The 13,686-nt window shown below is 49.4% G+C and carries 10 protein-coding genes, 1 tRNA gene and 1 pseudogene; 1 reads left to right on the plus strand and 11 read right to left on the minus strand.

All coding sequences use genetic code 11. From position 1 onward, the window contains the following. Positions 1 to 135 precede the first annotated feature (135 nt). The 9 genes and pseudogenes from HMPREF1246_RS07345 to dnaG all read right to left on the minus strand — a co-directional run bounded on the left by HMPREF1246_RS07345 (position 136) and on the right by dnaG (position 11,321). A complete protein-coding gene (locus tag HMPREF1246_RS07345) occupies positions 136 to 1,575 on the minus strand; it encodes a YfcC family protein (RefSeq protein WP_009015391.1) in 1,440 nt (479 codons plus the stop codon). A 19-nt stretch (positions 1,576 to 1,594) separates the two neighbouring features. Then, positions 1,595 to 2,767, minus strand: a complete 1,173-nt coding sequence (locus HMPREF1246_RS07350) for a M20 family metallopeptidase (protein WP_021737130.1) — start codon at positions 2,765 to 2,767, stop codon at positions 1,595 to 1,597. A 409-nt stretch (positions 2,768 to 3,176) separates the two neighbouring features. After that, complete coding sequence (locus HMPREF1246_RS07355) at positions 3,177 to 4,355, minus strand: M20 family metallopeptidase (protein ID WP_021737129.1); 1,179 nt, start codon at positions 4,353 to 4,355, stop codon at positions 3,177 to 3,179. A gap of 3 nt (positions 4,356 to 4,358) precedes the next feature. Continuing rightward, on the minus strand, positions 4,359 to 5,528 hold the full coding sequence (locus HMPREF1246_RS07360; RefSeq protein ID WP_021737145.1) for a M20 family metallopeptidase: 1,170 nt from the start codon (positions 5,526 to 5,528) through the stop codon (positions 4,359 to 4,361). Positions 5,529 to 5,603: 75 nt separating this feature from the next. Beyond that, on the minus strand, positions 5,604 to 7,139 hold the full coding sequence (locus tag HMPREF1246_RS07365; protein WP_021737147.1) for an AbgT family transporter: 1,536 nt from the start codon (positions 7,137 to 7,139) through the stop codon (positions 5,604 to 5,606). Positions 7,140 to 7,592: 453 nt separating this feature from the next. After that, positions 7,593 to 7,667 (minus strand) — tRNA-Ile (locus HMPREF1246_RS07370). A 45-nt stretch (positions 7,668 to 7,712) separates the two neighbouring features. Continuing rightward, positions 7,713 to 8,900, minus strand: a complete 1,188-nt coding sequence (gene rpoD, locus HMPREF1246_RS11020) for an RNA polymerase sigma factor RpoD (protein ID WP_369751267.1) — start codon at positions 8,898 to 8,900, stop codon at positions 7,713 to 7,715. A 54-nt stretch (positions 8,901 to 8,954) separates the two neighbouring features. Further along, positions 8,955 to 9,461 (minus strand): annotated as a pseudogene (locus tag HMPREF1246_RS11105) (RNA polymerase sigma factor region1.1 domain-containing protein); the annotation flags it as partial. Positions 9,462 to 9,503: 42 nt separating this feature from the next. Next, positions 9,504 to 11,321, minus strand: a complete 1,818-nt coding sequence (dnaG, locus tag HMPREF1246_RS07380; protein ID WP_021737137.1) for a DNA primase — start codon at positions 11,319 to 11,321, stop codon at positions 9,504 to 9,506. A 236-nt stretch (positions 11,322 to 11,557) separates the two neighbouring features. On the opposite strand from dnaG, the gene HMPREF1246_RS07385 reads away from it, so the two are divergent. Next, on the plus strand, positions 11,558 to 12,043 hold the full coding sequence (locus HMPREF1246_RS07385; protein ID WP_009015395.1) for an LptA/OstA family protein: 486 nt from the start codon (positions 11,558 to 11,560) through the stop codon (positions 12,041 to 12,043). 43 nt (positions 12,044 to 12,086) lie between these two features. Here the strand turns inward: HMPREF1246_RS07385 and HMPREF1246_RS07390 are convergent, their stop codons facing one another. Together HMPREF1246_RS07390 and HMPREF1246_RS07395 are read right to left on the minus strand one after the other, a co-directional pair. Continuing rightward, positions 12,087 to 12,935 (minus strand): pyruvate, water dikinase regulatory protein, encoded by an 849-nt coding sequence (locus HMPREF1246_RS07390; protein ID WP_009015396.1) that lies wholly within the window; start codon positions 12,933 to 12,935, stop codon positions 12,087 to 12,089. Beyond that, on the minus strand, positions 12,901 to 13,563 hold the full coding sequence (locus HMPREF1246_RS07395) for a helix-turn-helix transcriptional regulator (protein ID WP_009015397.1): 663 nt from the start codon (positions 13,561 to 13,563) through the stop codon (positions 12,901 to 12,903). Before HMPREF1246_RS07395 ends, HMPREF1246_RS07390 begins: the two co-directional genes overlap by 35 nt. Positions 13,564 to 13,686 lie beyond the last annotated feature (123 nt).

A 13,686-nucleotide genomic window follows, 5' to 3' on the forward strand; every position in this document is an offset into this window, starting at 1 on the left:
CTTTGCTTCTATCTGCTCTTAGTTTATCGGTTCTTTGCGTGAACTGCAAGAAAAAGCATAAAAATCTTGTTTTCGCACAAAAGAAAAAGTCCCTCCCCTGCCGCAAAACAGCAGGAAAGGGCTTTTATTCCATAATCAGAAGGGACCGATCTGAACGGCCGTTGCATAAAAGAGAACCACAAAGGCTACAATCCACCAAATGCCCAGCATGGGGATAGCAAATTTCCACCAGCGGCGCAGGGGAATGCCAGCAATGCTGAGGATGGTCATGGTCGTACCGCTTGCAGGAGTGACACTGTTGGTGAAGGCATCGCCCATTTGAAAGGCAAGGACAGCGGTCTGACGGGTAATGCCGACGAGGTCAGCCAACGGCGCCATGATTGGCATCGTGATGGCGGCCTGACCGGAACCGGAAGGAACCACCATGTTGAAGATATCCTGAACAATGAACATCCCAATGCCAAGCATGGATTTCGGCACGGCGTTCAGGGAGTTTGCTAGGTAGTAGATGATGGTATCAAGGATATGGCCATTATCCAACAAAATGGTCACGCCTTTGCACATACCGACCATCATGCAAGGAAGCGCCATACCGGCAACGCCCTTGATGAAAGCATTGGCGACCTTGTTCGCATTCATGCGGGACACAATGCCGGTGTAAATGATGAGGGCAATGAAAAGAGCCGCAATTTCATCCATATAGAAATCAAACTTCAAAACGCCAATAAGGATACCGGCTACAACAAGACAGAAACCAAAAAGGACAAGCTTATGGGTTCGGGTCATAGTGCCCGTTTCACCCATAATGGATTCGATGTTCATCTTTTCCTTGTAGATCTGGTCATAGTCATACATGAAGCTCTTTTCCGGATGCTTCTTGACCATACGGGCATAAAGGTAGAGTGGAATCACCGTAACAATGATGAGGGTTACAAGCATGACAAGACGGATCTGGATCCCTGAGAACATGGGCAGCCCTGAAATGCTCTGCGCTACACCAACCGTGAAAGGATTCGTCACACCGGCACCATAGCCTGCGCCAACAGCACAGAGGAACATACCAGCCGCTACAATGGAGTCGAACCCCAAAGCGTAGCACACAGCGGTCATGAGCGGAATAAAAGCAATGTATTCTTCGCTGCAGCCAGCCGTTGCGCTGAGGCAGATAAAAATCGGCAGAAGGACAGGAATGATCAGCGTTTCGTGACCTTCCATCTTTTTGACAACGTGGCCCATGAAAGCGTGGATGGCGCCTGTTTCCGCCATGACGTTCAGGGCACCGCCAATGATCATAAGGAAGCCAACAATACTGGCCGCGCCTTTGATGCCCTTTGGAATAGACATCAAGAAATCCAGGATCTTCGTTGGTTTCTGGGCAATGAAATGGAACGAGTTCGGATCAACAATCATACGGCCGCTGGCTGCGTCCTTGATGCGGACAAATTCACCAGCCGGTACAATATACGTAGCAATGGCACTTAAGACGAGGATGACCGCAATGATCATAATAGGACTTGGGACCGAGACTTTTTTGTTCTGGACGGGCTTTGCCGCCTGCTGAGGATTTTCGCTCATCGTGAGTTCTCCTTTTTTCTTATAGGGTAACGTCCGTAAGTTTCAAGATGGTACGGACCAGCATGGCTGTACGGGTAAAGAGGCTGTCAAGAACGGCATATTCCTGCATGGTATGGGCATGATCCCCTTCGGGGCCCAAGGAATCGAGGATGGGGATTCCTGCCTTGGCAAGGTACGAGGCGTCAGAACAGCCGCCTGGATGGTAAGGACCAAAGGGCTCAATGCCAAATTCCGCTGCAGATTCGTTGTAGAGAGCAAGGAGGTTGAGATTTCCTTCGTTTTTTTCAAAAACAGGCATTTCTGTTGGAAATTCCACCTCCGCCCTTGTGTTCGGCACGTCAAGATGCTCACAAATGGCTCGAATGGCCGTTTTAAGTTCTTCCAAATCCTTATTGTAGTCGACACGGCAATCCGCTTCGATGCGACAAAAATCGGGGACAGCGTTTGAGACCACGCCGCCAGAAATGACATCGGTACTGACGATGCGTCCTTTTTCAAGGTCCGTCAGCGCCCGCATCTTGGTGATAATACCGGCCATAGCTTCAATGGCATTTGCCGACGTCGTATAGGCATTACCGACGTGGCCGCTTTTGCCGTGGACCTTGACCCACACATCCATGCACCCCTTACGGGCGACGGTAAGGACGTGATTCATGCGGCCCGTTTCCATATTGAAGGCACAGAGACAACCTTTCGCTTCTTCGGCAAGCATCTGGTCGGCCCGAGATCCCACATGGGTCGTTTCCTCATCGCCGACAAGGACGACCTTGAAAGGATGGTCCTTATATCCCAGATCCGTCAGGATCTTGATGACATATAAAAGCATCACGACGCCGCCCTTCATGTCGGCGCAGCCCGGTCCATAGACCTTTCCGTCTTCAATACGGAAAGGTTGATCAGGATAGGACCCACTGGGGAATACCGTATCGACATGACCACAGAAAAGAATGGGTTTTCCCTGTCGATCATCGCCCAAGGTTGCCCGCAGCATGGGGATGGCGCAGCCCGTATCAAGCATTGTCGCCGTAAAGCCTTCCTTGGTGAAACGGTCCGCCACCTTTTGTAGGAGGGCGGTGATGAGTTCTGCTTCCTTGCTTCCTGCTTGGTAGTTAACAAGGTCTTTCCAGTAGGTAATCATATCGTCACGGTAGAAGGATACTTTATTTTGAATGGTTTCTTGTAAATTTTCCATAGTTATCCCTTTCCTCACTGTGTCAATTTTGCGAAATGAATATAAATACATTTTACTCCACGATTATGCATGGTGCAACTACTTTTTCTTCAAAACCGTGTATGCATTTGGAGCTTAGTGTGAATTGAAAGACCTAATCCTTGCTTCATTCGGGTCTGCGTGGTTAATTATGCATGCTGAGTGGACAAAATCCCCTCTCCCCCTATTTTTTCTCGGAGTAGAAATAAAAGGGGAGCCCGACGTCTCCCTCCGAGCGACTAGCGAGGAACATTTTTCGACGGGCCAAAACCGCTAATCGCAAGACTCCTGTCGCAGCGATTTGATTCACGGACCGTGTTAAAGAACAATTCACCGCCCTCCCGTAGAGCGGTTTAGCGCTGCCCTTGCGGCTTTTATAGTCCCTTAGTTATTATTTCCCAGCCAAATAATGGAGGGCAAAATATGCGTACACACCAGCTCCATAGGGCAGGGAGTCCTCGTCAACACAAAAATCCGGATGATGATGAGGATAAACAGAGCCCTTTGCTTCATTGCGGGTCCCCAAGAAGCCAAAAACGCCGGCGGTCTTTGCCATGTAGACGGAAAAATCCTCTGCACCCATCTGTTTTCGCATGGGAACAAGGGCATCGCCCCCCAGCATATAGCGATAAGCCGCCCGGCCGATTTCATTGAGCTCGTGATGACTGTTATCGAGGGGATCAGGGCCAAAGAAATAGGTCAAATCTGCCGTACAACCATAGGCTTTGACAAGATTCTTTGAAAGGTTCTCAATGAGACCGGGGATCTTTTTACGGAAGTCGTTAACAAGAGCCCTCGTAGTCCCCACAAGTACCGTTTTATCAGCAATGATGTTGCTTTGGGTCCCCCCATTCATCATTCCTACAGTAAGGACAAAGGTATTCTTCGGATCATTGACACGGCTTACAAGGGTCTGAAGGCCCATGACAGTGGCTGCTGCAGCGACGATGGTATCATGGCCATTTTGCGGTGCGCTCCCATGCGCGGCCTTTCCATGGATCGTAATGGTAAAACGGTCACTGGACGCCATGCGGGGACCGTCTTCGAGATTGGCAGTCCCAACGGGAAGGAGTGCCCAAATATGCTGACCAAAAATGGCGTCCACATCATCCAAGGCGCCCGCTTCTACATAATGGCGCGATTCGGTGCCGATTTCCTCTCCCATCTGGAAAAGCAGTTTGACGGTACCACAGATTTCTTCCCGCCGCTCTACAAGGAGACGGGCGGCACCGAGGAGCATGGCCATATGGGCATCGTGTCCGCAGGCATGCATGACCCCAGGGTTCTGCGAAGCATAGTCCCTTCCGTTCGCATGTTCCGTAATGGGGAGCGCATCAATATCAGCGCGGAGCGTAACTGTCTTTCCAGATTGTTTGCCCCGGATGATGCCCACACAGCCCGTCATTCCGGAGAAAGTTTGCACTTCAACGCCAATAGTCTCCAAGGCTTCTTTGATGTGCGCCGTCGTTCCCAGTTCGTGACAGCCCAGTTCCGGATGGCTATGGAAATAACGGCGTTCCTTGATGATATAGTCCTTCAAGGCAAGGGCGTCTTTTTTCAGTTCATCCATAAGTCAGCCTTCCTTTCCCAATACATTCAGTGCAAAACCGGCATAAATTCCAGCCCCGCGAGGAAGGACCGCATCATCAATACGGAACGTATTGCTGTGAAGTGGGGACTTATCGGTGTCTGTACCCGTCCCCAAATAGGCGATTACGCTGGGAACTTCATCCATGATAAAAGCAAAGTCTTCAGACGCCATCATGGCCGGCATAGTGACAAGGGCTTCCTCACCCCAGAGGGAAACAGCAGCTTTGGAAGCTGCGTCGAGGAGCGCTGGGTCATCATTGCTGCACAGTGGTTCGTGGGTGACAACGTCCATCTTTGCATGGCAGTCCATGGCTTCCGCCGTGCCTTGTGCCAAGGCTTCCAACTTTTTGGGAATCCCTTCAAAAAGGTCACGGTCATAAGTCCGGATGGTGCCTTCCAGTTTCACCTCGTCACAGATGATATTGAACTGTTTTCCAGCCTCCACCTTTCCGATTGTCACAACAAGGGGATTCAAGGGATCGCTGATCCGACTCACAAGGGTTTGGATATCCATGATCACTGCGCTTGCGGCCACGATTGCATCGTGACCGAGATGAGGCGTTGATCCATGAGCCGAAGTTCCCGTAATGGTCAGGTTAAAGTTGGTGCAGGACGTGGAGCGGAGACCTGCATCAAGAGAGATGGTTCCAAGAGGCAGTCCAGGCTGCACATGGATTGCAAAAGCCGCATCGACATCCTTTAAGATGCCGTTTTTAATGTAAAAGGGCGCCCCATTACCCGATTCCTCAGCCGACTGAAAAAGGAGCTTCACGGTCCCCAAAAAATTTTTAGACTCCTCTTTAAGTACCTTTGCTGCGCCAAGAAGCATCGCCGTATGGGCATCATGACCGCAGGCATGCATAACACCTATATTTTGGGAAGCAAAGGATACGCCGCTTGCTTCTTTTATGGGAAGGGCATCAATATCGGCCCGCAAAAGAACGGTCTTGCCCTGTGCTTTGCCGGCAATGGTCCCGACTAGACCATAATAGGAGGGATAGCGCATCACAGGAATTCCCATGCTTTCCAGTCTTTTAGCAATATATTCCGTCGTTTTTGCTTCTTTAAAGGAAAGTTCTGGATGCTCGTGAAGTTCATGTCTGTCTCTTGTGAGCGTTTCTGAAAGCTCACAGATTGCCTTACGTAAATCCATATAATCACCTTTTCCTTAACGTTTATAAACAGCCAAAGAGGGTCCTGCCAAAATCGGCAGGACCATTGCTTCAACTCAATGAGAAAGGAGAATAGGACCGCCAGGGCCAAGGGGAATATTGAAGATGACCCAAATGGCGATGAGGACAATCCAGCTAATAGCAAAGGACAGGGAATAAGGGATCATATTGGCGATGATGGTTCCCATGCCTGCATCCTTTTGATACTTCCGGACAAAGCCAAGGATTAAAGGGAAGTAGTAAAAGAGCGGAGAAAGGGGGTTCGTAATGGAATCCCCAATACGATAGGCCGCCTGGGTTAGAGCAGGATCGTAGCCTAAGAGCATCATCATGGGCACCATGACTGGGGCCAAGATTGCCCATTTTGCTGAAGCAGAACCAATGAAAATGTTGACAATACAGGACACAATAATAAGACCGATGATAAGCGGAACACCCGTAAAGTTCCAAGTCTTCAAAAGATTTGCCCCATTGATAGCAAGGACTACGCCAAGATTCGACCAAGCAAAGAACTTCGTAAACTGTGCACAGAAGAAGCAAAGTAAAATGTAAGATGATACATCTTTGAAGCCCATGGAGATATCGGCGAACATATCCTTATCATTCTTGTATTTCCCGCTGGCAAAGCCAAAGACAGCACCAGGAACGAAAAGAACCAACGTAACCATGAGGATGATGCCCGTCATGAAAGGCGATTTAGGGTCAAGGACGGAATGAGTCTTTGGGTTTCCTAAAATCGGATCCTCACCGACGCACATGAGGCCAATGACGATAATCGTAAGGAGCGCACCAATACAGGCTTTTTTGACAGCTGACACCTTTCCCGGCGTGATGTTTGTCAGATCCTTATCAAGTTCGTACTGACTCAGATCTTCCCCAGCAAAGCGGGGAATCATGAAACGCTCCGTTACAAAAGTTCCAACTAGACTAAGAACAATACAGGATGCAACCATGAAATAATAGTTGATGGCAGGAGAAGCTTGATAATTTGGATCGATGAGACGAGCGGCCGCTTCCGTAAAGCCATACGCCAAGGAATCAGACATACCGAGCATCATGTTAGCACAAAAGCCAGCAGCAACACTAGCAAAAGCGCAGAATACACCAACCAAGGGATTCCTTCCCAAACTAAGGAACACAACACCCGCTACAGGCGGCAGGACAACAAAAGCAGAGTCGCCGGCCACATTGCCATTAATTCCAATAAAAATAATGGCAAAGGTAACAACAGCCGGAGCGGCTTTGCCAAGGGCTACCTGCATAAAGGTGGCCAAAAAGCCACTTCGTTCAGCAAGGCCTGCGCCGATGACACAGACAAGAACCATGGCCAAGGGTGCAAAACTTGCAAAGTTATTGACAGCTTGGCTCCAAATCATCCGGAAGCCATCAAGAGTCATAAGATTGAGGACCTTGATGGTTTTTCCCGTACCAGGGTGAACGGCAGAAGCTCCCATACTTCCAAAGATGGCCGATAGGACCAAGGTAATAAGTGCGAGGATAATAAAAAGAGAGGCTGGATCGGGAAGGGCATTTCCAACAGTTTCTACAAAGTTAAGAAACCGATCCATAAATGTCTTTTTCTTTGTTTCCATAGTCATTCTTCCTTTCTTTATGTGGATTAAATACAGGCGACTAAAAAATACTCCCCCTTTCTTTATGTTGAAGCATCGGGAACTGGTAAGCATACGGATCCAGATTCGGTAAAAATCGGGTATCCCTTTATTTCCCGCATGTAATTAACGTTAAGTTTTTTAATATTCGAGACAACTCGAATATTACTCCTTTTATTCGCCTTTATTGTTTTAGTTTTACCACATTCGTCATGGCTTGTAAATTCATTCACCATCTAACTGCTAATTTGGATGCAAACTGTAATAATTGAAAAACTTTTATTGATTTTGTTTAGTAAATTCATGTAAAAATTCATCACGAATGCTGATTTCATTGCATGCAAAAACACCCTCCCGAGGGAAGGTGTTTGGATAAATAATTATGTATAAAACAAACCCCCTGTCCAAAGACAGAGGGTTCGCATAGAGTGAAGTTGGTGGGCCCACTAGGATTCGAACCTAGGACCAACCGGTTATGAGCCGGGGGCTCTACCGCTGAGCTATAGGCCCAATGTAGGAATTATACCCCAGAAAAAGATGCGCTGTCAACGTTTCTTACTCGAGGAATTCCTTGAGGGGTTTGCTCCGTTTCGGACTTCTCAGCTTGCGCAGGGCCTTGGCTTCGATCTGACGAATCCGTTCACGGGTCACACCAAAGTACTGACCGACTTCTTCGAGGGTACGCGTACGTCCATCGAGAAGACCAAAGCGCAATTCGAGGACACGCCGTTCGCGGGGGCTCAAATGCTCCTGAAGGACTTTTCCCAGCTGTTCCTGAAGCAATGTATAGGAAGCGGCTTCTGCTGGTGAGGGAGCTTCTTGATCCTCAATGAAGTCTCCCAGATGGGAATCTTCTTCTTCGCCAATCGGCGTTTCAAGGGAAACCGGTTCCTGGGCGATCTTCTGGATTTCCCGGACCCGTTCAACAGGCACATCCATTTCCTGGGCGATTTCTTCCGGAGTCGGTTCACGGCCCAGTTCCTGCAGGAGCTGGCGGGAAACGCGAACCAGTTTATTGATGGTTTCAACCATATGTACAGGAATACGAATTGTACGGGCCTGGTCAGCGATGGCACGGGTAATGGCCTGACGGATCCACCAAGTAGCATAGGTACTGAACTTGAATCCCTTATTATAGTCAAATTTTTCAACAGCCTTAATGAGGCCCAGGTTGCCCTCTTGGATCAAATCAAGGAAAAGCATGCCACGGCCTACATACCGTTTGGCAATGGAGACAACAAGCCGCAGGTTGGCTTCCGAAAGAGCCTTCTTCGCTTTTTCACCGCACATAGCGGCCCGATGCAGGACACGGTTAAAACGCTTACGGTCCTCTTCAAGACGGATGCTCAGTGATTCGTCCGGTTTTGTTTCAACTTTTTCAGAAACAGCGGCAAACAGATCATAGAGCTCAGGCAGATAGGACTTGTCGTCAACTTCCTCATCTCCGCTGCCAGTCTTGGGCGAACGGGTCAGATGATACCCTTTTTCAAGAAGCAACCGCTGCAGGCGCTTGCGTTCATCTACGGTAAAGGCCGGGCTGTAGGCTTCAATAGCCGCTTCATCAAGGCTTGGATTATCCTGCGTTTCCGCTAGGATAAAGCGATAAACGATGGATACAGTCCTGCTGTCACACCAAATTTCCTCTTCCTTGAGGTATTGCTCGATCGTATCGAGGAGCTTTGCCGCGCTCAGGCGCTTATTGACAGGTTCCCGTTCAACTTCCGGGGACTGACCGTCCAAAATGACGGCGGCCTGATTGCCTTTATCGGTCCGTTTAGCCAGCTTGATTTCATCATTTCCTGAAAGCAGGGGCACGCGGCCGATTTCCTTAAGATACATACGGACAGGATCATCGACGATGACCCCTTCTGGGACAGACAGGTTGGACAGTTCCGACTCTTCAATGGTCAGTTCCTCATCGTCCATGTTTTCCGGTTCTTCCTCTTCGGCATGGTCATCAACAACTTCGATATTCTTTTCTGCCAGTTTTGAATAAATTTCATCCATTTCATCAACGGAAATGGAATCTGTATTCTGCATGCGATCCTGGATTTCCTTATAAGTGAGAACGCCTGAATTCTTTTTTGCCAAGGCTTCGAATTCAGTAATCCACTCAGCGGTGGTCTTTTGCGGTGCTGCATCTTTCTTGGGAGCAGCTTTCTTACCACTGGTCTTTGTTTTAGCCGTGGCTGATTTAGCGGACGATTTAGCCGCCGTCTTCTTCTTTGCAGCCGGTTTCTTTTCGGTTTCTTTGGTTTCCTTCACCTTTTTAGTTTCCAGCTCCTTTATTTTTTGATCAGTCATTTGAGCGTTCCCTCCTTCCCCTCATCATCAAAAGTACTGCGGTCACCGGGTGGGTACCGCACTTCTTAAATTTCGTATCTCCATTCTTATTCGTCGGCATTCCTGTAATTCCTCTAAAAATTTTTCATTACCTTCTTTTTCATAGCGCTGGGCCAGTTCACTGTGCCGTTCATATTCTTTTTCAAGCGTTGCTGTCTGCAGCCGGAAAAGACAGTCCCGGAGCACTTCTGGGAGCGTTTCTTGAGGGATTGACGAAGCAAGGATGGTCGATAGTTCCGCGGCTCCTTCTTCATTTACATCCTCAAAAAGGTCCCGTCCATCATGAAAAGTGCCGGCTCCCTTGCGAGCACAATAAGAGGTAAAGATGGCCCGTCTTGCAGCGGTTGAAAACGCATCCGTATGAGCAAAACCTGCCTGATCAGGATCGATTTCCAAGCCCATGAGAAGTGCATAGAGCACGCCCCGCTCAGCCTGTTGGGTCGGGCTTTTGATTGCAACCTTCTTTTGCAGCAGCCATTCGGGATTGAAGGGGCGTCCGCTCCCATTGGGGCGGACAAGCTTTTGGTACTCACTCCGGATTTCACCCTCATCAAGGACAAGGCGCCTTGAAAGATCGCGGATACGTTCACCCACTTCCACATCAGAGCGGCAGTCCTTGAAAAAGGGCAGGATTTCCGAAACGGCCCCCACCTTTCCTGAAAGAGTCGTTACATCGCTTTGGGAGAGCACCGTGTCGACTTCGTAATCAATGCCGCCCTTGGCCTGGTCCAAGAGGGAAAGGAAGGCTTCCTGCCCGTCCTTGCGGATGAATTCATCGGGGTCCTTGCCGTCTGTAACGTGCATGACGCGGCATTCAAGGCCCACGGCAAGGGCAATGGGAATGGACCGCATGGCTGCATTGCGTCCGGCGTTATCGCTGTCAAAGCAGAAGATGACTTCCGGTGTGACGCGCTTTAGAAGCTTCGCCTGATATTCCGTGAAGGCCGTTCCCATGGACGCCACAGCCCAAGTGATACCTGCCGCATGGAGACTGATGGCATCCATATGGCCTTCGACAATGAGTGCCTGGCGCCGCTTCCTGATGCTCGGAAGCGCCCGGTCCATCCCAAAGAGCAGGCGTCCTTTATGGAACCAGCTTGTCTCCGGTGTATTCATGTATTTGGCCGGCGAAGCCTCCTTGCGCAGGATGCGGCCCGTAAAGCCAACGACTTTCCCCCGAGGGTTCTTGATGGGGATCATGATCCGCTCACGGAATTTGTCATAGATCCGACCGGAATCGGACTGGCCTATAAGCCCGGCCTTAAGGAGCGTCTTTTCAGGGATTCCTCTCTTTTCAAGGGCCTTATGAAAGGTCTGGGCATCCGGTGGAGCAAGCCCCAACTCAAAGGACTCGACAATATCCATACCAATGCCGCGGCTGGCAAGATATGTCAATCCTTCCTTTCCGTATTGAGTCTTTGTCAGGCACGCATGGAAGAACCGGGCTGCCAGCTCATTGGTCCCGACGATTTCTTTTTCCTCCTGCTCCCGACGGATTTCCTCAGCCGTCTTTTCAGGTTCCGGAATGGGAATTCCGTACTTATTGGCTAGGATCCGTTCCGCCTCAACAAAGGAAACGTGGTCCCGCTTCATGACGAAGGTGAAGACATCACCGCCGGCGCCGCAGCCAAAGCAGTGAAAAAAGCCCTTTTCTGGATTCACGGTAAAAGAAGGCGTTTTTTCCGAGTGGAAAGGGCAGCATCCCCAGAAACGGCGGCCTTTTTTCTTGAGGTCCACCGTTTCGGAAACAACGCTCACAATATCAGCGGCCTGACGGACCTGTTCCTTGAAGCTCTCATATTTTTCCTTGAGATCTCCCATACCGTCACCGCCTTTCCTAAAAAAGTCCCTTGTCTATCATAAAAATAAGGGAAAACCTCCGCAGACGCCTTCCCTCAATTTTCCTTCGCTATTTATCTTATTCTACACAAGTGACGAATTCCCTTTTTTGTAATGAAATTTTCTTCAAGATAGCGTATAATTAAGTGTTATTTTTTATGGAAGAATCGTGGAAAAGCCATTTTTCTGCTGGACTTTTTCTTGAGGAGGCGTCGCCGATGCTGAAAAAAATTTTCTTATGCTGTTGTCTTCTTATGACTTTTCTTTCTGCTCCTTTAGCGTCAGCAGCACCAGAAATTACGTATGATCATCAGGAATTTGATCCTGATACGCTGACTTACCGTCTTTCCGGCCATGTCGCCGTAAAAACAGGGAACCGCACCATTACGGCTGACCGAGCTGAAGTTTCGCTCCTTACCAACGAAGTACGGGCTTGGGGAAACATCAGCCTCGTCGATGGAGACATTACCTTTCGGGGAACATCCACCATCGTCCGGCATAGTGATCATTCGGCCGAGGTAGAAGGCCCCGTCATCTTTGAAGAAGGAGATGCGGACATCCGGGCCCAGCAGGGGCGTTTTGACTGGGAGACGAAACTTGCCACCTTTACGGGAGATGCGGTCTACGTAAATCATAAGACCGGGGATCGCGTTGAAAAGGACACGCTTACCTATAATGTGAAGACGAAGAAAATCGTGCAGTAAATCGAAAAACCGGGGAAAAGCCTGAACGCTTTTCCCCAGTTTTTTAATATTCAAAATCAAAGTTTTTGCGCAGATACTCCAAAATGAGACTTGCCGTTTCTTCAATGGCCCGATTCGAAACATTGATGATCATACAGTGGAGCCGCTGCATAATGGCTCGCGCATAATCGAGTTCCTCTTCAATACGACGCAGGTCCGCATAGTTTGCTGTATCCCCAAGCCCCATCGCCTTAAGACGGGCAATACGGATCTCATTGAGCTTGTGTGGATCGATGAGAAGACCAATGATGCGGTTATTCGGGACCTTGAAAAGTTCCTCAGGCGGCGGAATCTCCGGCACAAGGGGAACGTTGGCCACTTTGAGCTGCTTATTGGCAAGATACATGGAAAGGGGCGTCTTCGAAGTACGGGATACCCCAATGATGACAAGGTCCGCTTTCGTAAGGCCCCAAGGATTTTTCCCGTCATCATACTTGATGGCAAATTCCACGGCGGCAACGCGTTTGAAATATTCATGATCCAAGGCATGGATGAGGCCAGGCTGATTTTTTGGTGTAAGCCCGCTGGTCTTTTCAATGGCCGTCAGGACCGGCCCCAAGATATCAACGGCAGTCACATTCAGTTCCTGGGTCTTGCGGGCGACTTCGGCCCTGATTTCCGGAGATACGATGGTATAGCAGATAACCGCATTGGATTCCTTTGCTTCTTGGACAATCTTATCAATCTGTTCAATGCTGTTGACATAGGGCACACGGATGATATCAAACTTTTCCTGCACAAACTGGCTCGTTGTAGCACGGACAACCGATTCACTGGTCTCCCCAATGGAGTCGGAAATGGCATAGATGATGGGTTGATTAGCTATGATAGGTCCCTCCCTTTCCTTCGGCAAGTTCTGCCAGAAGTCTCGTCATATTGGTCTTGGAGACGCGTCCGACGAGTTTCCATTTGCCCTTTTTTTCGTCAAAAGGAAGAACTACGGGCAAGCAGTCCACTTCCCTTTCGATAAGACGTCTAGCCGCCGCAGCAGCTGGTTCATGGGGCTTAGAAAGGACAATCTTGGATAGCCCCGTCATGACCATTGCAAGGGGCAGATTATGTAGGTCCGCGCCTTGGCTGAGCGACGCCTTGAGAAGATCCTTACGGGAAATGACCCCAAAAAGGCATCCCTTTCCATCCACAACAAAGAGGGTTCCTACATCTTCCAAAAACATGGTGACGACAGCATCATAGGCACTTTTGCTGGCACTGACGACAATGGGGACACTCATGATATCCTCAATTGTAATGGAAGACAATTCCTCCACCAGCATACCCAAGGTGCTTTTCCCCGTGTAGAAATAACCAACGCGAGGCCGGGCATCAAGAATCCCGCCCATGGTGAGGATGGCAAGGTCACTGCGCAGGGCGGCCCGCGTAAGACCTAGTTCTCCGGCAATTTCCGTTCCCGTAATGGGGCCGCTCCGGCGAACAATCTCGGCAATTTTTTTCTGTCTATCACTTAGTGGAATGGGATTCACCCCCTTTCTTCCACATTACGAAAAAAGCGTACCTAATTTTCGTGCATCCGTCAAGAACATTTCCCTGCATTCTTCCCTCTTGCAGGAAAAGGCTGCTGCCGCACGGCAGCAGCCTTTCCTGCA

It is taken from the genome of Acidaminococcus sp. BV3L6 (assembly GCF_000468835.1).
In the GTDB taxonomy this organism is placed as follows: Bacteria; Bacillota; Negativicutes; order Acidaminococcales; family Acidaminococcaceae; genus Acidaminococcus; species Acidaminococcus intestini.

Coding starts and splice junctions, on each gene's coding strand:
- HMPREF1246_RS07345 (WP_009015391.1), bottom strand. CDS start 1,575: ATGAGCGAAAATCCTCAGCAGGCGGCAAAGCCCGTCCAGAACAAAAAA.
- HMPREF1246_RS07350 (WP_021737130.1), bottom strand. CDS start 2,767: ATGGAAAATTTACAAGAAACCATTCAAAATAAAGTATCCTTCTACCGT.
- HMPREF1246_RS07355 (WP_021737129.1), bottom strand. CDS start 4,355: ATGGATGAACTGAAAAAAGACGCCCTTGCCTTGAAGGACTATATCATC.
- HMPREF1246_RS07360 (WP_021737145.1), bottom strand. CDS start 5,528: ATGGATTTACGTAAGGCAATCTGTGAGCTTTCAGAAACGCTCACAAGA.
- HMPREF1246_RS07365 (WP_021737147.1), bottom strand. CDS start 7,139: ATGGAAACAAAGAAAAAGACATTTATGGATCGGTTTCTTAACTTTGTA.
- dnaG (WP_021737137.1), bottom strand. CDS start 11,321: ATGGGAGATCTCAAGGAAAAATATGAGAGCTTCAAGGAACAGGTCCGT.
- HMPREF1246_RS07385 (WP_009015395.1), top strand. CDS start 11,558: ATGCTGAAAAAAATTTTCTTATGCTGTTGTCTTCTTATGACTTTTCTT.